Source organism: Streptomyces sp. NPDC001732 (assembly GCF_053596315.1).
In genome coordinates this window covers 39,027-57,676 of sequence record NZ_JBSFFY010000009.1, presented here as the reverse complement: position 1 = coordinate 57,676, position 18,650 = coordinate 39,027, and the positions used below count along the sequence as shown (strand labels likewise).

Here is an 18,650-nt window from a genome sequence, read left to right as displayed (position 1 = left end):
CACTTGCTCCGAACGAGGTGTGAGCTTTCACACGCAACGGAGAATTGCTTCCCGGTGCTCCGTTCCGGCAGAGTCTTGCTTCCGTCAGGCCCCGCATACGGCACATGAGCACCTCCAGAGGTGCCACGCACCACACAACTCAACAAATGCCGTCCGTATGCCGCCCGCGAGTACCACGCGGCACTCCTTCGCGGAGTCGCCCACCGGGCCCGTGCCTCCCGTGACCCAAGCAGTGGGGAGGCCAGCGCCAGGGGCACGATTGCGTCCGCGAGGTCACCTAAGCGGGCGATGCTGGAAGGACACCGTGTGAGCCGGATCTCGGTCCGGGGATTCGCCGTGGCATCTGCCACTGCGGTCACCACCGTCGGCGCCGTCGTAGGCGTTGCCTCGGGCAGCACTCCCGCTGTCGATGACAACAACTTCGAGGCGACCGCAGCCGACACGACGCTTCTCGCCGACATCCCTGCGGGCGAACAGGCCCAGGTGCAGACCGCCTCGCTGACGCAGCAGGCCGACGCCCAGGCATCCGCGGCCGACGCCGCGGCGAAGAAGTCCGTGGAGGAAGCGGCCCGCATCCAGGCCGCCAAGGACGCCAAGGCGAAGAAGCAGGCGGCCGAGGACAAGCTGGAGAAGGAGCGCCAGGAGAAGAAGGAGCGCGCCGAGCGCGCCAGCCGCTCCTCGGTCCGCGACGCCTCCTCCTTCGCCACGCAGGGCTCGTACACCGTGGCCGAGGTCCAGGCGATGGCTCGTCAGATGATCCCCGGCGACCAGTTCCAGTGCTTCAGCAACATCGTGAACCACGAGTCCACCTGGAACTACCGGGCGACCAACCCGTCCTCCGGTGCCTACGGCCTCGTCCAGGCGCTGCCCGGTTCCAAGATGGCGTCCGCCGGTGCCGACTGGCAGACCAACCCGGCCACCCAGATCAAGTGGGGCCTCAACTACATGAACGGCCGCTACGGCAGCCCGTGTGGTGCCTGGTCCTTCTGGCAGGCCAACCACTGGTACTAGATCCGGAGCCCTTCGAGGTTCGCGGTTCGAACGTGCAGAGCCCCTCGCCGTCCTACGGTGGGGGGCTTCGCGCGTGTACGGTCGGTCCGAACCGTCGGTGGGGGAGCGGCGGAGAGAAGACGGGGGAAGAGGAACGATCATGTCGAAGATTCCGGGGTGGCTCGGCCGGCTCGGGGCCGAACTGACCGAACTGGGCGACCGGCTGGAGCAGCGCCGGGCCGAGGCCGAGGGGGACGGAACCCTGCGGCCCGGTTTCGAACCGGCCGAGGCCGTCGCCGGGTCCGCCGGAGCCGTACCGGACGACGCCCGGCCCGGTGCCGCGGCCGACACCGACCATGTGCCGCCGCCGCCCTCGTACGCGCCTTCCGTGGCCGCCCGGCCCGATCCGGTCGCGGCGATCCCCTGGGGGATGCGGGTCGCGGCCGAGGCGGGCTGGCGGCTGCTCGTCCTCGCGGGCACGCTCTGGGTGCTGATGCGGATCATCAGCACCGTGGAGCTGGTGGTCCTGGCCTTCGTCGCCGCGCTGCTCGTCACCGCGATGCTCCAGCCGACGGTCGCCAGGCTGCGGCGGCGCGGGCTGCCGCGCGGGCTGGCCACCGCGGTCACCGCGGTCCTGGGCTTCGTCGTCATAGGGTTGGTCGGCTGGTTCGTGGTATGGCAGGTCATGGACAACCTCGACACCCTCTCCGACCGGGTGCGGGACGGCATCGACGAGCTGAAGCGCTGGCTGCTCGACAGCCCCTTCCACGTCACCGAGCAGCAGATCAACGACATCGCGAAGAACCTCAGCGACACCATCGGCACCAACACCGAACAGATCACCTCCGCCGGGCTGGAGGGCGTCACCGTGATGGTGGAGGTCCTCACCGGGATGCTGCTGGCGATGTTCTCGACGCTCTTCCTGCTGTACGACGGGAAGCGCATCTGGGAGTGGGTGCTGAAGCTGGTGCCCGCCCAGGCACGGCCGGGCGTCGCGGGTGCCGGGCCGCGCGCCTGGCAGACGCTGACCGCCTATGTGCGGGGCACCGTCATAGTGGCGTTGATCGACGCGATCTTCATCGGGCTCGGGATCTTCTTCCTCGATGTGCCGATGGCGGTGCCGCTGGCCGTCTTCATCTTCCTCTTCGCCTTCATCCCGCTGGTCGGCGCCGTGGTCTCCGGGGCGCTGGCGGTGGTCGTCGCGCTGGTCACCGAGGGCGTGTTCACCGCGCTGATGGTGCTGGTGGTGGTGCTCGCCGTGCAGCAGATCGAGGGCCATGTGCTGCAGCCGTTCATCCTGGGGCGGGCGGTGCGGGTGCATCCGCTGGCCGTCGTGCTCTCCGTCGCCGCCGGCGGACTCATCGCCGGCATCGGGGGAGCCGTCGTCGCGGTGCCGCTGGTCGCGGTCACCAACACGGTGGTCGGCTATCTGCGGACGTTCGGCCGGGAGGAGGCCCTGCGGTACGCGCCGCAGCCGCGCGGGGCGAGCGCCGTCGACGTCGCCCCGACGCCCGCGCCGGTGCCGTCCGCCGGGAAGGCCGGTTCCGGTTCCGGCGACGGCGGGGACGGCGTGTACGGCGGGGTCGACGCGTAGGACCGGCCCGGCGGCCGGTGAACGGCCGTGGTGAACGGCACGTGGTGAACGGCCCGGCGGGCGGGTGCGGTACGCGGTGAACGGCCCGGCGGGCGGGTGCGAGAAGGGCCCCGGGGACGGTCGGTCGTCCACGGGGCCCTTCTCGCACCACAGGGTACTGCCGGTCTACTCGGCGAGCACGGCCTCGGCGTCGAGGGTCACGCCGACCGCCTGGATCACCGAGGCGATCTTGACGGCTTCCTGGATGGTCTCGCGGTCCACGCCGGCCTTGCGCAGGACCTGCTCGTGGGAGTCCAGGCACTGGCCGCAGCCGTTGATCGCGGAGACGGCGAGCGACCACAGCTCGAAGTCGATCTTCTCCACGCCGGGCTTGCCGATGACGTTCATCCGCAGGCCCGCCCGGAGCGTCCCGTACTCGGGGTCCGACAGCAGGTGCCGGGTCCGGTAGAACACGTTGTTCATCGCCATGATGGCGGCGGCCGACTTCGCGGCGGAGTACGCCTCCGCGGAGAGGTTGGCCTTCGCCTCCGGCTCCAGCTCGCGCAGCACCTTCGGCGAGCGCGAGGCGATCGCGCAGGCGAGGACGGTGCCCCACAACTGCTGCTGCGGGAGCTCGCTGTTGCCGATGACCGAGCCGAGGTTCAGCTTCAGGTCCTTGGCGAAGTCCGGTACGGCGGCCTTCAGTTCGTCGAGTGCCATGTCGCCGTCAGCTCACTCGCCCGAGAGGAGCGCGACCGGGTCGAGGGTGTCCTCGCCCTTGGTCCAGTTGCACGGGCACAGCTCGTCGGTCTGCAGGGCGTCGAGGACCCGCAGGACCTCCTTGGGGTTACGGCCCACGGAACCGGCGGTCACCATCGTGAACTGGATCTCGTTGTTCTGGTCGACGATGAAGACGGCGCGCTGGGCGAAGCCGTCCTCGCCCTCGATGCCGAGGTCACGCATGAGCTCGTGCTTCGAGTCGGCCAGCATCGGGAAGGGCAGGTCGGTCAGGTCCGGGTGGTCCTTGCGCCAGGCGTGGTGCACGAACTCGGAGTCACCGGAGAAGCCGAGGATCTGGGCGTCACGGTCGGCGAACTCGTCGTTCAGCTTGCCGAAGGCGGCGATCTCGGTGGGGCACACGAAGGTGAAGTCCTTGGGCCACGCGAAGACGATCTTCCACTTGCCCTCGTAGGTCTTGTGGTTGATCTGCTCGAACTCCTTGCCCTTCTCCAGCGAGACACAGGCAGTCAGATCGAACTCGGGGAACTTGTCACCGACAGTGAGCACGCGCTCTCCTTGCAGCGTTGGAACTCCCTTTTTGGGGGAGTTCCTGAGGGTTGGACAAAGTCCACCTTGGCACAGGGTGCATTGATCACGGAAATAGCTACACTTTGCTGTGATGATCGGAGGTGCCTATCAGTGGCGCAAGGGATTCAGGGCAATCGACCCAAACAGCCCAGCCTCTCGCAGCTGCGCGCCTTCGTGGCCGTCGCCGAATATCTGCACTTCAGGGATGCCGCGGCAGCAATCGGGATGAGTCAGCCCGCGCTGTCCGGGGCCGTGTCCGCACTGGAGGAGGCACTGGGTGTCCAGCTCATCGAGCGTACGACGCGCAAGGTGCTGCTCTCGCCGGCCGGGGAGCGGCTGGCGGGGCGGGCGCGGGCGGTGCTGGAGGCCGTCGGTGAGCTGATGGAGGAGGCGGAGGCGGTCCGGGCGCCGTTCACCGGAGTGCTCAGGCTCGGTGTGATCCCGACCGTCGCCCCGTATCTGCTGCCGACCGTGCTGCGGCTGGTCCACGAGCGCTACCCGGAACTGGACCTCCAGGTGCACGAGGAGCAGACCTCCTCGCTGCTGGAGGGGCTGGCGGCGGGACGGCTGGACCTGCTGCTGCTCGCGGTGCCGCTCGGGGTGCCCGGAGTCACCGAACTCCCGCTGTTCGACGAGGACTTCGTGCTGGTGATGGAGCGGGACCACTGGCTGGGCGGGCGGGCCGACATTCCGCGCGAGGCCCTGCGCGAACTGCCGCTGCTGCTCCTCGACGAGGGGCACTGCCTGCGCGACCAGGCCCTCGACATATGCCGGGAGGCGGGACGCACGGAAGGGGCGCCGGTCACCACGACCGCGGCCGGGCTCTCCACGCTGGTGCAGCTGGTGGCCGGCGGGCTCGGGGTGACGCTGCTGCCGCGCACCGCCGTGCCGGTCGAGACCGGCCGCAACGACGCGCTGGCCACCGGGTACTTCGCGGAGCCCGCCCCGTCGCGGCGGGTGGCGCTGGCGATGCGGACGGGGGCGGCGCGGCACGAGGAGTTCGAGGAGTTCGCGGCGGCGCTGCGGGAGGCGATGGCGGCGCTGCCGGTCCGGGTGACCGACGGCGTACGGGACGGACACGGCGGCTGACGACGCCGACGGGCGTGGCGGCCGAGGGGAAAGGCGGACGAGGGCGACGCGAAGGGGTGCGGTCCCGCAGGACCCGCACCCCTTCACCCGCTCACCGTTCCGTCACTCCGTGCGCAGCCCGTCCGGTCGCATCATGCGCCACAGCGGAGGCAGCGACACCAGCGTCACCAGCGCGATCAGCGCCGCGCCCGCACCCGTCAGCGGCAGGAACAGCCACCAGTTGGTGACCTCCTTGTCGAGCATGGTGATCAGGGTCGCGCCCAGGCCGAGCCCGCCCGCGATGGCCACCGCCAGCCCGATGACCACCGGAACCGCCGTCTGCCAGAGCACCGACCAGCCCAGCGTGGAGCGCCGGGTGCCGAAGGCGACCAGCACCGACAGCAGGCGCTTGCGCTCACGCAACTGCTCCAGCTGCGAGACCAGCATCGAGGCCGCGATCAGCAGCAGCGTCACCGTCCCGCCGACCTGGAGGCCGCGCTGCACGCTGGCGTACTTCTTGTCCCGGGCCACCGACTGGAAGGTCGACACCCGCGCGGTGGGGTCGATCCCGGCCACCGTGTTCCGCACGTACTCCGCGACGTCCGGCACGCTCTCGTCGACCTCGACCTGAGTCTCGGTCGTCGCGCCCGGCAGGGTGCTCGGGTCCGCCGCCCCGAGGGTCGCCAGGATGCCGGTGGTCTCGTTGCCCAGCGCGCTGTCCCGGGCCGTGACCGTCCGGGAACCGGCGGGCAACGTCCACCGCACCGACTTCCCGGCGCCACCCGCCTCGATCAGGACGTCCTCGCCCTTGCGGGCCGTCTTGTCGATCCACCGCGACATCCCCTCGTTCTTCGCGGGGTGGGAGACGAAGGTGTCGCCGTCCTTGCAGGCGCCGATCGAGGCCATCTCGCGCAGGCTCGCGCAGTCGGCGACGGTCAGGCTGGTGGTCCGCTGGACCTCTTCGTCGTCGGAGCTGCCCGGGTGGGTGACGTACACGTTGACCTTGCCGACGACCGCCTTCACGCCCTTGGTGGCCCGGAGCGCCTCGGCGGTCCTGGTGGCACCGTCCGAGGTGACCTTCGCGGAGTACGAGAAGAACTGGGCCCTCGAGGTGTTCTGCCTGATCACCTTGTTGAACTCGTCGCCGATCGCGGCGAACATCATCTGCAGCGCCACCGCGCCCGCGACCGCCACCGTGATGCCGCTGACCGCCCGGGAGGCCGCCCCGCTGCTCAGCTGCAGCCGACGCACGGCGAGCTGCCAGGGCACCGGGCCGCCGTGCAGCCGGTTCACCAGCGCCTCGACCAGCCAGGGCAGCAGCAGCGCGAGCCCGACCAGGACCAGCACCGCCCCACCCGCGATCGGATACGGGTTGACCGGACCGTACGCGTCGACCTTGCCGGTCAGGCCGAGCACCGCCAGACCGGCGACCGGCACCGGCAGCCGCCACCAGAGCCGCCGCTTGCGGCTGTGGCCGTTGCGGATGACGCCGAGGGGCTCGATCACCACCGCGCGCATCGCGCCGAGCGTCACCACCACCGCCGTCAGCGGCACCGCGACGACCACCAGCGCCATCAGCAGGGGATCGGGCACCAGGTCGGCCGGGAAGACACTGACGTTCCACACCTCGACGCCGCCGACGAACTCCCGGCCCACGAAGAAGAACACCACACCCGTCACCACACCGAGGAGCGCCCCGAACAGGGCCTCGCCCGCCGCGATCCGCCGGGTCATCCGGATGTCCGTGCCGACCAGGCGCAGCGCGGCGAGCCTGCGGTCACGGCGGTCGCCGCCGAACCGCACCGCGGTCACGATGAAGATCGCGACCGGCATCAGCAGCACCACGCAGATCATGATGATCAGCACGATCAGGACGGGCGGCATCTCCTCGCCCATGTTCCGGTCGCCGTACCCGGCGATCCGCTGGCCGTTGTGGTCGGCGGTCAGGGTGTCGTTGCCCGCGTAATAGACCAGGTCGCTCGGCGAGACCAGGCCCGGGTCGCCGATCGTGCCGATGATCCGGTACGGCAGCCGGTCCTTGAGGAGGCTGCCGTCGGAGGAGTCCAGCAGCTCCTTCAGCGCGGGGGAGACCACGGCCTCGCCCGGGGCGGGGAAGCGGTCGACGCCCGGCGGGCGCACCGGGTGCGCGCCGTCCGCTCGCATCAGCTGGCCCTCCACGACGCGGCCGCGGAACTCCGTCTCGACGTCGGCCCGCAGCACCGAGACATCGGACTTCGGGGCCGGTTTGCCCGGCGAGTCGTCGATGACGCTCGGGGCGCGGGCCGCGCTGCGGTCCGTGCGCTGCTGGAGCATGTGCGGAACGGAGGCGGCGGTCAGCAGCAGGGCCACGCCGAGGCCGACGCCGACGGCGGTCAGCGCGGTGCGGATCCAGCCCTCGCGACCGCCCCCGGCGCCGAAGCGCATGCCGAGGCCGAGGTCGCGCATCCAGGCCGCGAGGCCGGTGGGGGCGGTGGGGCGAGGGGCGGCGGGCGGGGCCGCCGGGTTCTTCTCGTCGAGCAGGGTCATCCGATGTGCTCCAGGTCGCGGGTCCGCCCGTCGCGCACGGTGACGTCACGGTCGGAGTACGCGGCCACCCGCGCCTCGTGGGTCACCAGGACCACGGCGACGTTGGTGGACCGGGCGGCCTCGGTGAGCAGCTGCATCACGCGCTCGCCGTTCAGCGAGTCCAGGGCGCCGGTCGGCTCGTCCGCGAAGATCACCTTCGGGGAGGCGGACAGCGCGCGGGCCACGGCGACGCGCTGGCCCTGACCGCCGGAGACCTCGCCCGGCCGCTTGGCGGCGACGGTCTCGACCTCCAGCCGCTCCAGCCAGTGCAGGGCGGTGCGCTCGGCCTCCTTGCGCTTGGCCCCGGCCAGCCGGAGCGGCAGCGCGACGTTCTCCACGCAGGTCAGCTCCGGGACGAGCTGGCCGAACTGGAAGACGAAGCCGAACTCGGTACGGCGCAGGGCGCTGCGCTCGGCGTCCGACATGGCGGAGAGCTCGCGGCCCGCGTAGGTGATCGTGCCGCTGTCCGGGGTGACGATGCCCGCGAGGCAGTGCAGCAGGGTCGACTTGCCGGACCCGGAGGGGCCCAGCACGGCGACGACCTCGCCGGGGTGGATGGAGAAGGACGCGCCGTCGAGCGCGGGTGTCCGGCCGTACGTCTTGTGCAGGTTGTCGGCGCTGAGCAGGGAACCGGCGGGGATCACGCGCCCACCTCCATGGCGAGTCGGTCGAGCCGGGCGGCGGTCAGTTCCAGCCAGCGCAGATCGGCTTCGAGGTGGAAGAGCGCGTGGTCGCAGATCAGCTGGTCGGCGAGATCGCCCGAGCGCTTGCGGTCGGTGAGTATGCGCATCAGGCGCAGGTGCTCGGCGCGCTGGGTGTCCAGCAGGGACTCCGCGCTGCGCCCGGTGAGCAGGGCCAGGACGACCTTGGTGTAGAGCGTCGACTGGAGGTACGGCTCGGGCTTCTCCGGCTGCGCGAGCCAGGCGCCGACATCGGTGATCCCGGCCTCGGTGATCGCGTACCGCTTGCGCTCGGGGCCACCCCCGCTCTCGATGCCGTCGACCTCGACGAGGCCGTTCTTGAGGAGCCGGGACATGGTCGAGTAGACCTGCCCGTAGTGCAGGGGGCGGTCATGGCCGAACTTCTCGTCGAACTCGCGCTTGAGGTCGTAGCCATGACGGGGGCCGGACTCCAGGAGCCCGAGCAGGGTGTGGCCGATAGACATGCGGAGAACTGTACACGGTGTGTATACCCGCGATGTATACCCCCGGTGCATACCTCGATCGCCGCCCCGCGGGGCCCCGGAACTCAGGCCTCCGGCGGCTCCCGCGGCTCACTCGGCTCCCGGCTCTCCTGCGGCCCCGGCGCCTCCCGCGAGTTCTTCGGCGGGCGTCCCCGGCGCGGGATCGGCCGGGCCGTGCCCGGCAGCCGGCCCGCCTCCGCCAGCGCGCGGCGCAGCAGGAACTCGATCTGGGCGTTCGCGCTGCGCAGTTCGTCGGAGGCCCAGCGGGCCAGGGCGTCGTGCACCGCGGGATCCAGCCGCAGCAGCATCTGCTTGCGCTGCGGCGGCTTCCCGCGCGCCGGGGTCTCTTCGGTCACTGGTAGAGAGTGCCCGTGTTGAGGACCGGCTGCGCCGCGCGGTCCCCGCACAGCACCACCATCAGATTGCTGACCATGGCCGCCTTCCGCTCCGAGTCGAGCTCGACGATGTCCTGCTCGGCGATCCGGGTCAGCGCCATCTCGACCATGCCGACCGCGCCCTCGACGATCTGCTGCCTGGCCGCGACCACCGCTCCGGCCTGCTGGCGCTGGAGCATCGCGGAGGCGATCTCGGGGGCGTACGCGAGGTGGCTGAAGCGTGACTCGATGATCCGGACCCCGGCCGCCTGCACCCGGGCGGTCAGCTCCACGGCCAGCTTCTCGGTGATCTCCTCGGCGTTGCCGCGCAGCGAGAGGCCGTCCTCGTCGTGGGCGTCGTAGGGGTACTCGATCGCGATGTGCCGGACGGCCGCCTCGGTCTGGGTGGCGACGAACTCCAGGAAGTCGTCGACCTCGAAGAGGGCCTGCGCGGTGTCCTCGACCTTCCAGACGACGATCGCGGCCAGCTCGATCGGGTTGCCGTAGGCGTCGTTGACCTTGAGGACCGCGGTCTCGTGGTTGCGGACCCGGGTGGAGATCTTCCGGCTGCTGGTGAGCGGGTTGATCCAGCGCAGTCCGTCCGCGCGGATCGTGCCGACGTACCGGCCGAAGAGCTGGATCACCCGGGCCTCGCCCGGTGCGACCATCTTCACACCCGTCATGCAGAAGAACGAGGCGATGACGAGCAGGACCCCGAAGATGCAGACCGGGACGCCCACGCCGTTGTTCCCGTTCGAGCCGACGACGCCGCCGATGACGGCGAGGCCGATGCCGGCGATCACCCCGAGCACGGTCAGCAGCAGGCCGAGACCGCCGGGGATGCTGTGCGCCGTCACCTCTCTCACCTGCGGTTCGGGCATCTGTGGCGTGTCGGGTGCGAGTTCTGCGGGCAGGGTCGCCACCTGGTGCGGATTGCTGTGATCGGTCATGAGATCCCCCGTTTCGTGCGGTCGACTCGTGCTAGCAATGTGATTACACATTACAGCTCCTCGCAACCCTGGACACCTCTCGTGAGTCGGTTCCCTACAGAACGGGTGCTGATTGTCACGTCCGATGAAGACCGCATCGCTTGCTTTTTGTCCTCGCCTAAGGTGTTAGCTGGCTGGGCCGAGTGGATCCGGTCCAGCAGAGAAACGGGAGCAACACAGCGATGGGTCGAGCTGATGCGCGACGAGCCCAGCGGCGCGGAGCGCGGCGGGCCTCCAGGAGCGGCGGCATACGCAGACTCTTCACCTGGAAGAAGATGCTGGGCGCCTTCTTCGGGCTCTGCCTGCTGCTCATGGGCGCCTTCGTCGCGCTCTACATGTACGTGGACATCCCGAAGGCCAACGCCCTGGCCGAGCGGCAGAGCAACGTCTACCAGTACAGCGACGGCTCCCTGCTGACCCGGACCGGTGACGGCGTCAACCGCCAGATCGTGGACCTGGCGGAGGTTCCCAAGGACGTGCAGCACACCTTCGTCGCCGCCGAGAACAAGACGTTCTACGACGACAAGGGCATCGACCTGAAGGGCACCGCCCGGGGCATCCTCAACACGCTCAGCGGCAAGGGCAAGCAGGGTGGCTCGACCATCACCCAGCAGTACGTGAAGAACTACTACCTGACGCAGGACCCGACGATCAGCCGGAAGCTCAAGGAACTGGTGATCTCCCTCAAGGTCGACCAGAAGAAGAGCAAGAACTACATCCTCGCCGGGTACATCAACACCGCGTACTACGGGCGCGGCGCGAGCGGCATCCAGGCCGCGGCGCAGGCCTACTACGGGGTCGACGCCAAGGACCTCGACGTCTCCCAGGGCGCCTACCTGGCCTCCGTGCTCCAGGCCCCCAGCCAGTACGACTGGGCGACCGCGTCGGAGACCGGCAAGAAGCTGGTCAAGGACCGCTGGGCCTACACGCTCGACAACATGGTCGAGATGCACTGGCTCGACAAGGCCGAGCGCGCCAAGCTGAAGTTCCCGGTCCCGCAGAAGCCCAAGCCCGCCAAGGGCATGGAGGGCCAGACCGGCTACCTCGTCGAGGCGGCCAACAAGGAGCTGGAGAAGCAGGGCGTCACCGCGGAGATGCGGCAGGCCGGCGGCTGGACCTTCACGCTCAACATCGACAAGAAGCGGCAGAAGCAGCTGGAGGCGTCGGTCGACCGCCAGCTGGAGTCCAAGCTGGACCGCGAGGGCAACAAGGTCGACGCGACCGTCCAGGCGGGCGCCACCTCCGTGAACCCGAAGACCGGCGCCGTCGTCGCGCTGTACGGCGGGGTGGACTACGTCAAGCACTACTACTCCAACGCCACGCGCCAGGACTACCAGCCCGCCTCCACCTTCAAGCCGCTGGTGTTCGCCTCCGCGCTGGAGAACGAGGCCAAGACCCAGAGCGGCGACCTGATCGGCGTCAACACCCGCTACGACGGCACCAGCAAGCGGCCCGTCGTGGGCAGCGACACCCCGTTCGCCCCGCAGAACGAGGACGACGTCAGCTACGGCGACGTCACCGTGCAGACCGCCATGAACAAGTCGATCAACTCGGCCTTCGCACAGATGGTCGTCGACGTCGGCCCGGCCGCGGTGAAGAAGACCGCGCTCGCGCTCGGCGTCCCCGACAAGAACTTCCCCGAGCGCCCCGCCATCACGCTGGGCACGATGAACGCCTCGACCTGGGACATGGCGGGCGCGTACGCCACGCTCGACAACCACGGCAAGAAGGTCACCCCGTTCATCGTGAAGTCCGCCAAGCACCGCGAGCGGACGGTCGAGCCGGTCGAGGGCATCGGCAGCCAGGTCATCAGCCGCAAGTCCGCCGACACCGTCACCTCCGTCCTGCAGGGCGTCGTGAAGAACGGCTCCGGCAGCAGGGCGGCCAACGCCTCGGCCTACGAGGCGGCGGGCAAGACGGGTACGTCGGAGAACAACAAGTCGGCCTGGTTCGCCGCCTACACCCCGGACCTGACCACGGTCGTCGCGCTCTTCGGCGAGTCGCCCAAGGAGGGCGGCGGCCAGGTCAGCCTGACCGGCACCGCCAACTCCGGCCGGGCCAACGGCGGTGGCTTCCCCGCGGAGATCTGGGCGGACTACACGCTCGGCGCGCTCAACGGCTCCCACGCCACGTTCGACCTGGAGGACGTCGAGCAGGGCGAGGTCACCCTGCCGCCGTCGCAGAGCCCCTCGCAGTCGCCGAGCACCGACCCGTCGACGACGCAGTCGCCCTCCGCACCGGCGCAGAGCCCGAGCCAGTCGCCCAGCCAGTCGCCGAGTCAGTCGCCCGAGGTGCCGCCGACCCAGTCGCCCGACGTGCCGCCGAGCCAGTCCCCGGAGCCGCCGACCGGCGGGATCCCCGGCAAACCGGCCGACGGCAACGAGAGCGGCCTCGTCAACCACGTTCCCGGGCAGTGAGCGACTGAGCCGGCGACGAGCGCAGGGGGCGGGGGCGGTGCCGGCCGGCACCGCCCCCGCCCTGTTTCTCCTGTGTCTTCCGCGTGGCCTCAGCCGCCGTTGACCTGCTTGGCGATCCGGTCGCCGAGGTCCTTGTCCACGTTGCGCCAGTACTGCAGCGCCCGCTCCAGGACCGGTGCGCTCACCCCGTCCAGCAGATGGCCGGAAATATTGCTCACCAGCCGCTCGCGCGCCGCGTCGTCCAGAACCTTGCGCACCAGCGTGCCCGCCTGGCCCCAGTCGTCGTCCTCGCGGTGCAGCTTGTACGCCTCGTGGACCATCTCGCCCGCCGTCGCCCAGCCCGCGGGGTCGCCGAAGCGCTCGGTGTCCGCGGCCGGGCCGCCGTAGGAGTTCGGCGCGTAGACCGCTCCCGTACGGCTCGGCTCGTACCGCATCGGACCGTCCTTCGCGTACGAGTTCCGGCCGAAGCGCGGGCGGTTCGGGGGCAGCTGAGCGTAGTTCGGGCCGATCCGGTACCGGTGGGTGTCCGGGTACGAGAACAGCCGGCCGAGCAGCATCTTGTCGGGCGAGGGGCCGATGCCGGGCACCAGGTTCGACGGCTCGAAGGACGCCTGCTCGATGTGGACGAAGAAGTCCTCCGGATTCTCGTCGAGCGTCATCCGGCCGACCTCGATCTCGGGGTAGTCGGCGTGCGGCCACACCTTCGTCAGGTCGAACGGATTGAACCGGTAGTCCGGCGCGTCGTCGAACGGCATCACCTGGACGTACAGCGTCCAGCTCGGGTGGTCGCCGCGCTCGATCGCCTCGAACAGGTCGCGGCGGTGGACGTCGCCGTCCACCCCGGCCATCCGGTCGGCCTCGTCCTGCGGGTAGAAGTCGATGCCCTGGTCGGTCTTGAAGCGGTACTTCACCCAGAACCGCTCGCCGCCCGCGTTCACCCACATGTAGGTGTGCGAGCTGTAGCCGTTCATGTGGCGGTACGTCTTCGGGATGCCCCGGTCGCCCATCAGCCACGTCACCATGTGCGCGGACTCGGGGGACAGGGTCCAGAAGTCCCACTGCATGTCGTGGTCGCGCACCGCGCTGTCCGGGCGGCGCTTCTGCGAACGGATGAAGTCCTGGAACTTCATCGGGTCGCGCACGAAGAAGATCGGCGTGTTGTTGCCGACCATGTCGTAGTTGCCCTGCTCGGTATAGAACTTCAGGGCGAATCCGCGGGGGTCGCGCCAGGTGTCGGGGGAGCCCTGCTCACCGGCGACCGTGGAGAAGCGGGCGAGCATGGCGGTCTGCTTGCCCGGCTGGAAGAGGTCGGCCTTGGTGAACTGGCTGATGTCGTTGGTCACCCTGAAGGTGCCGTAGGCGCCCGACCCCTTGGCGTGGACCACCCGCTCCGGGACCCGCTCGCGGTTGAACTGGGCCATCTTCTCGATGAGGTAGTGGTCCTGGAGCAGGATCGGACCGTCGGCCCCGACGGTGAGCGAGTGCTCGTCGCTCTCCACCGGGATTCCGGCGTTGTTCGTGGTGTAGGAGGTGTTCCTGGTCTTCGGTTCCTCGGACACGAGCGCGTCCTCCCGTCAGTGGGGTTTTCGGTCAGGTCGTCTCGTTCACGACTGAAGTCAAACCCTCCGACAGGAGGTCGGCAACATTTCGTCACTGTCCGTGCGGGATTCTTCCCGGTGCCCCGCCCGGTTCCGTCGCTGCTACTGGGACCGGGTCGGCATCTCGAACCAGACCACCTTGCCGGTCGAGAGCCGGGTCGCTCCCCACCGTCTGGCCAGCCGGTTCACCAGGAACAGGCCGCGACCGCCCTCGTCCATGTCCCGCGCCCGGCGCTGCCGGGGCAGCTGCGGGGCGTCGTCGCCGACCTCGCAGCGCAGGATGTCGGTACGCAGCAGCCGCAGCGAAACAGGTCGCTCCGCGTAACGGACGGCGTTGGTGACCACCTCGCTGACGAGCAGCTCCACCGCGTCGGAGAGGTCGTCCAGCCCCCACCGGCTGAGCGCCCGGCGGGCCAGCCTGCGGGCCCGGCCCGGGGCGGTCTCCTCCGGTTCCAGGTGCCAGTAGGCGACGTCGCTCGGCGCGATCCCGTCGAACCGGGCGGCGAGCAGCGCGATGTCGTCGTCCCGGTCACCGGGACCGAGCATGTCCAGCACGTCGTCGCACAGCGCCTCCAGCGGCGGCGAGTGGTCCGGGCCGGTCAGCCGGGCGGTGGCCGCGAGCCGTTCGCGCAGCATCTCGATGCCGGTCCAGACGTCCCGCAGCCGCGACTCCACGAGGCCGTCGGTGTACAGCAGCAGCGTGGCACCGGCGGGCGCGTCCAGCTCGACCGCCTCGAAATCCACCCCGCCGACCCCGATCGGCGCCCCCGGCGGCACCCGCAACACCTCCGCACGGCCGCCGAGATGGAGCAGAACGGGCGGCGGATGCCCGGCGTTGGCGACGGTGATCCGGTGCGCGACCGGGTCGTACACCGCGTACATGCAGGTCGCCATGCGGTCGCTGCCGAGCCGCTGCGCCTGCTCGTCGAGGTGGTGCAGCACCTCCTGCGGCGGCAGGTCGAGCCCGGCCAGCGTCTGCGCGGTGGTGCGCAGCTGGCCCATGATCGCCGCGGACGTCATGGAGTGGCCCATGACGTCGCCGACGACCAGGGCGACCCTGCTCCCGGGCAGCGGGATCGCGTCGTACCAGTCGCCGCCGACCCGGGCCGTCTCGGCGGCCGGGAGGTAGCGGGAGGCGAGCCGGACGCCGGTCGGCTGCGGCAGCGAGTCGGGCAGCATCGTGCGCTGGAGCTCGTCGGCGATGTACGCCTCGCGCCCGTACAGCACGGCCTTGTCGATGCCGAGCGCGGTGTGCGTCGCCAGCTGGGCCGCGACCAGCAGGTCGTTGGCCTCGAAGGAGGGGCGTTCGGTGCCGCGCAGGAAGACGGCGGCGCCGATCACCCGCCGCCGCCCGCGCAGCGGGGCGAGGATCGCGCGGTGCCCGGTGGGCACCGCGCGGTCGGCGCCGAGCAGCTCGGGCAGCGCGGCGCGGGCCGCGGCGGAGTCCCCGAAGACCGGCCGTACGCCGCGCAGCACCTCGGCCAGCGCGCCGCCGGAACGGACCTCGCACAGCTCGGCCGCGGGCATCAGGTCGCTGTGCGGGTCGAGGACGGGCAGCCGCAGCCGCTCGATCTCCGAGCCGCTGTCCGTGCCCTCCTCGTTCAGCCGCAGCCGGTCGGACCGGCGCAGCCGCAGCACGAAGGGGGAGACCGGCCGCTCGTCGCCCACCGGGAGCGGGTCGCGGAGGTAGACCAGTATGGCGTCGGAGAACGTCGGCACGCTGGCCCGGCACAGGCCCAGCACGATCTCGTCCAGGTCTATGCCCCGGGCGATCCGCCGGGTGGCGGCGCCGACGAACCGCAGCCGGTCGCCCTCGCGACGGGCCGCGGCCTGGGGATCGAGTCCGGCGGGGCCGGTGGCCGCCGCGGGGCCGGGCCCGGTGGCCGGGCCCGGGATCGCGGCGGCGGCAGGGGAAGCGGCCGGTACGGCGTCCTGCTGCCGCGGCCGGGTGCGTTCCTGCGACCGGGAAGCGAGAGGCTGCCGGCCTTCGTGGGAGGTGGGGTGCTCCGTCACGCGTGGGATTCCGTCCGTCCGGGCCGGTTGTATGAGGCAATCACCTTGTGCGGCGTTACTGTGCCCCGGCAAGGGCGGCGACAACAACGGCTGTCACCGGATGCCCCGGGAGAAGGGGCTGAAACCGGATGCCTGCGGGGTGGGTCGGTGACGACGTCTCCGGCGACGGGGCGGGCAACGGCGAGCACGTCTCCACCCCCTCGTAGTGGCTCATACGACTCATACGACTGATGCGGCTCATACAGCTCATGCAGTGCGCGGTGCTCGTGCGATGACTTGTGGTCAGGTGCTGCGCCGCGCCTCCCGGTTGGGGTGGGGCGGCCCTCCGGAGGACGATCCTACGTTTGTCCCCCTGGGATGCATCAAGGGTCTCACGACGGCATGCGCGTGGGGGTACGGTCCCAGTCATCCGGAAGCACGGGAACCTGCCAGCGCGGATCGGGCCGCCAGTCCTCCCAGCCGTCCCGGAACGGGGCGCCCCACTGCCGGATCGTCTCGACGGCCGCGAGGCCCGCGGCCCGCACCTTTTGGGCGGCCCGGGGGCTCATCAGACCGGCCCGCTGGGCCATGTCGAACTCGTCCTCGTCGCGCCACACCCAGCTGTGGTCCGGGTAGACGGAGATGTCGAGGAAGTGGTCCTCGGAGTCGACGCCGCCCTCCCACCGGGTGTGCGGTGCCTCCAGGTTCACGTACCAGCTGCGGAACCGCCAGACGGGCTCCCAGAACAGCCAGACCGACCAGGGCTCGCCGGGCCGGGCGAGCTTCAGCACGCCGTTGCCGAGCCAGCTGGTGCGGGCAGTGGTGCGCGGGGCGGTGTAGCGGGTGGCGAGCGGCTCGGCGTGCACGTCGGCGCCGTTCGCCAGCACCGGCTTCACGCACTCGGTGCCCGGCGCCACCCACACGGCGAGCAACTCGTCGGTGTCCTGGACGACGGTGACCGGGCGGCAGATGTGGAACGGGGCCGGGGCGTCCTCCTGCCCCGGCTCCGGGGGCGGGCCGTTGCGGCGGTAGCGCCAGAGGACGTGGTCCCCCGGCGCCCAGTGCTCGGTCTCTCCGCTACTTGTACCTGCCATGGACGGATCTTAGAGGGGCGCGGCTCACGGGCGGGTCATCCGCAGTACGTCCAGGGCCTCGTCGAGCTGTTCCACGGTGAGGTCGCCGCGTTCGACGTAGCCCGAGTCCAGCACCACCTCGCGGATCGTGCGGCGCTCGGCGAGGGACCTCTTGGCGACCTTCGCCGCCTCCTCGTAGCCGATGTACTTGTTCAGCGGGGTGACGACGGAGGGGGAGGACTCGGCGTACTCCCTGGCCCGTTCCGTGTGCGCGGTGATCCCGTCGACCGTGCGGTCCGCGAGCAGCCGCGAGACGTTGGCCAGCAGCCGCACCGACTCCAGCAGGTTCTTCGCGATGACCGGGAGCATCACGTTCAGCTCGAAGTTGCCCGCGGCGCCCGCGACGGCGACCGTCGTGTCGTTCCCCATGACCTGGGCCGCGACCATCAGCACGGCCTCGGGAACGACCGGATTCACCTTCCCCGGCATGATCGAGGAGCCCGGCTGGAGGTCGGGGAGGGCGATCTCCGCCAGGCCGGTGCGCGGCCCCGACGCCATCCAGCGCAGGTCGTTGGAGATCTTGGTGAGCGAGACGGCCACGGTGCGGAGCTGGCCCGAGGTCTCGACCAGGCCGTCCCGCGCGCCCTGCGCCTCGAAGTGGTCACGGGCCTCGGTCAGCGGCAGTCCGGTGACCCGGGCGACCTCGGCGATGACGGCGGCGGAGAAGCCGGGCGGCGTGTTGATGCCGGTGCCGACCGCCGTGCCGCCCAGCGGGAGCTCGGCGAGACGGGGGAGAGAGGCGCGCAGCCGCTCGACGCCGTACCGGATCTGCGCCGCGTAGCCGCCGAACTCCTGGCCGAGGGTGACGGGCGTGGCGTCCATCAGGTGGGTGCGCCCCGACTTCACCACCGTCGCGAACTCGATGGACTTGCGTTCGAGGGAGGAAGCCAGGTGATCCAGTGCCGGAATCAGGTCGCCGGTGACGGCCGCGGTCGCGGCGATGTGGATGGACGAGGGGAAGACGTCGTTGGACGACTGCGAGGCGTTGACGTGATCGTTCGGATGGATCTCGCGGCCCAGGCGTTCGCCGGCGAGGGTGGCCACGACCTCGTTGGCGTTCATGTTGGACGAGGTGCCCGAGCCGGTCTGGAAGACGTCGACCGGGAAGTGGTCGTCCCACCGTCCGTCGGCGACCTCCTCGGCGGCCTCCTGGATCGCCAGGGCGATGTCCGGGTCGAGCACCCCCAGTTCGGCGTTCACCTTCGCGGCGGCGGCCTTGATCCTGGCCAGGGCCTCGATGTGGGCCCGCTCCAGCCGCTGTCCGGAGACCGGGAAGTTCTCCACGGCGCGCTGCGTCTGGGCCCGCCACCTGGCGTCCGCCGGGACCCTCACCTCGCCCATCGAATCGTGCTCGACGCGGAAATTCGTGCCGTCCGCGGGGGCCGGTGCGCCGCCCTGTGACTCGTTCATGGGTTCAACCTCCTGAAAAAGTTGAGCACTTGTCTTGTTGTTTCTATTCC

Annotated in this window: 15 protein-coding genes; 4 read left to right on the top strand and 11 right to left on the bottom strand. The window is 70.5% G+C overall.

Annotated features, from left to right (window positions below; all coding sequences use genetic code 11):
• Positions 1-306: 306 nt before the first annotated feature.
• Positions 307-1,011 carry an aggregation-promoting factor C-terminal-like domain-containing protein gene (locus tag ACWCXX_RS12370; RefSeq protein ID WP_451126279.1) on the top strand — a complete coding sequence of 235 codons (705 nt, stop codon included), beginning with the start codon at positions 307-309 and terminating at the stop codon, positions 1,009-1,011.
• Between the two features lie 139 nt (positions 1,012-1,150).
• Positions 1,151-2,584 (top strand): AI-2E family transporter, encoded by a 1,434-nt coding sequence (locus ACWCXX_RS12365; RefSeq protein ID WP_451126278.1) that lies wholly within the window; start codon positions 1,151-1,153, stop codon positions 2,582-2,584.
• A 165-nt stretch (positions 2,585-2,749) separates the two neighbouring features.
• Here ACWCXX_RS12365 and ACWCXX_RS12360 read toward each other — a convergent pair whose 3' ends face one another.
• Positions 2,750-3,283 (bottom strand): alkyl hydroperoxide reductase, encoded by a 534-nt coding sequence (locus ACWCXX_RS12360; protein WP_283853696.1) that lies wholly within the window; start codon positions 3,281-3,283, stop codon positions 2,750-2,752.
• Positions 3,284-3,295: 12 nt separating this feature from the next.
• Positions 3,296-3,850, bottom strand: a complete 555-nt coding sequence (locus ACWCXX_RS12355) for a peroxiredoxin (protein WP_451126277.1) — start codon at positions 3,848-3,850, stop codon at positions 3,296-3,298.
• 132 nt (positions 3,851-3,982) lie between these two features.
• On the opposite strand from ACWCXX_RS12355, the gene ACWCXX_RS12350 reads away from it, so the two are divergent.
• Positions 3,983-4,960, top strand: coding sequence for a hydrogen peroxide-inducible genes activator (locus ACWCXX_RS12350; RefSeq protein WP_451126276.1), 978 nt, complete (start codon positions 3,983-3,985; stop codon positions 4,958-4,960).
• 102 nt (positions 4,961-5,062) lie between these two features.
• On the opposite strand, the gene ACWCXX_RS12345 is transcribed toward ACWCXX_RS12350, so the two are convergent.
• From ACWCXX_RS12345 to ACWCXX_RS12325, 5 genes are all read right to left on the bottom strand, one after another.
• A complete protein-coding gene (locus ACWCXX_RS12345) occupies positions 5,063-7,465 on the bottom strand; it encodes an ABC transporter permease (RefSeq protein WP_451126275.1) in 2,403 nt (800 codons plus the stop codon).
• On the bottom strand, positions 7,462-8,148 hold the full coding sequence (locus ACWCXX_RS12340; RefSeq protein ID WP_451126274.1) for an ABC transporter ATP-binding protein: 687 nt from the start codon (positions 8,146-8,148) through the stop codon (positions 7,462-7,464). The genes ACWCXX_RS12345 and ACWCXX_RS12340 overlap by 4 nt, the downstream gene beginning before the upstream one ends.
• On the bottom strand, positions 8,145-8,669 hold the full coding sequence (locus tag ACWCXX_RS12335) for a PadR family transcriptional regulator (RefSeq protein WP_451126273.1): 525 nt from the start codon (positions 8,667-8,669) through the stop codon (positions 8,145-8,147). Before ACWCXX_RS12335 ends, ACWCXX_RS12340 begins: the two co-directional genes overlap by 4 nt.
• 83 nt (positions 8,670-8,752) lie before the next feature.
• Positions 8,753-9,043: a hypothetical protein gene (locus tag ACWCXX_RS12330; RefSeq protein ID WP_451126272.1), complete on the bottom strand. Its 291-nt coding sequence runs from the start codon at positions 9,041-9,043 to the stop codon at positions 8,753-8,755.
• Positions 9,040-9,942, bottom strand: a complete 903-nt coding sequence (locus ACWCXX_RS12325) for an SPFH domain-containing protein (RefSeq protein ID WP_451126453.1) — start codon at positions 9,940-9,942, stop codon at positions 9,040-9,042. The genes ACWCXX_RS12330 and ACWCXX_RS12325 overlap by 4 nt, the downstream gene beginning before the upstream one ends.
• 290 nt (positions 9,943-10,232) lie before the next feature.
• On the opposite strand from ACWCXX_RS12325, the gene ACWCXX_RS12320 reads away from it, so the two are divergent.
• Positions 10,233-12,467, top strand: a complete 2,235-nt coding sequence (locus ACWCXX_RS12320) for a transglycosylase domain-containing protein (RefSeq protein WP_451126271.1) — start codon at positions 10,233-10,235, stop codon at positions 12,465-12,467.
• An 89-nt stretch (positions 12,468-12,556) separates the two neighbouring features.
• On the opposite strand, the gene ACWCXX_RS12315 is transcribed toward ACWCXX_RS12320, so the two are convergent.
• From ACWCXX_RS12315 to ACWCXX_RS12300, 4 genes are all read right to left on the bottom strand, one after another.
• Positions 12,557-14,026: a catalase gene (locus ACWCXX_RS12315; protein WP_451126270.1), complete on the bottom strand. Its 1,470-nt coding sequence runs from the start codon at positions 14,024-14,026 to the stop codon at positions 12,557-12,559.
• Between the two features lie 141 nt (positions 14,027-14,167).
• Positions 14,168-16,078, bottom strand: coding sequence for a SpoIIE family protein phosphatase (locus tag ACWCXX_RS12310; RefSeq protein ID WP_451126269.1), 1,911 nt, complete (start codon positions 16,076-16,078; stop codon positions 14,168-14,170).
• 371 nt (positions 16,079-16,449) lie between these two features.
• Positions 16,450-17,151 carry a cytidylyl-2-hydroxypropylphosphonate hydrolase gene (gene fomD / locus ACWCXX_RS12305; protein ID WP_451126268.1) on the bottom strand — a complete coding sequence of 234 codons (702 nt, stop codon included), beginning with the start codon at positions 17,149-17,151 and terminating at the stop codon, positions 16,450-16,452.
• Positions 17,152-17,175: 24 nt separating this feature from the next.
• The gene (locus tag ACWCXX_RS12300; protein WP_451126267.1) at positions 17,176-18,600 is read right to left on the bottom strand and encodes a class II fumarate hydratase; all 1,425 of its coding nucleotides are present in this window, start codon (positions 18,598-18,600) and stop codon (positions 17,176-17,178) included.
• Positions 18,601-18,650: the final 50 nt, after the last annotated feature.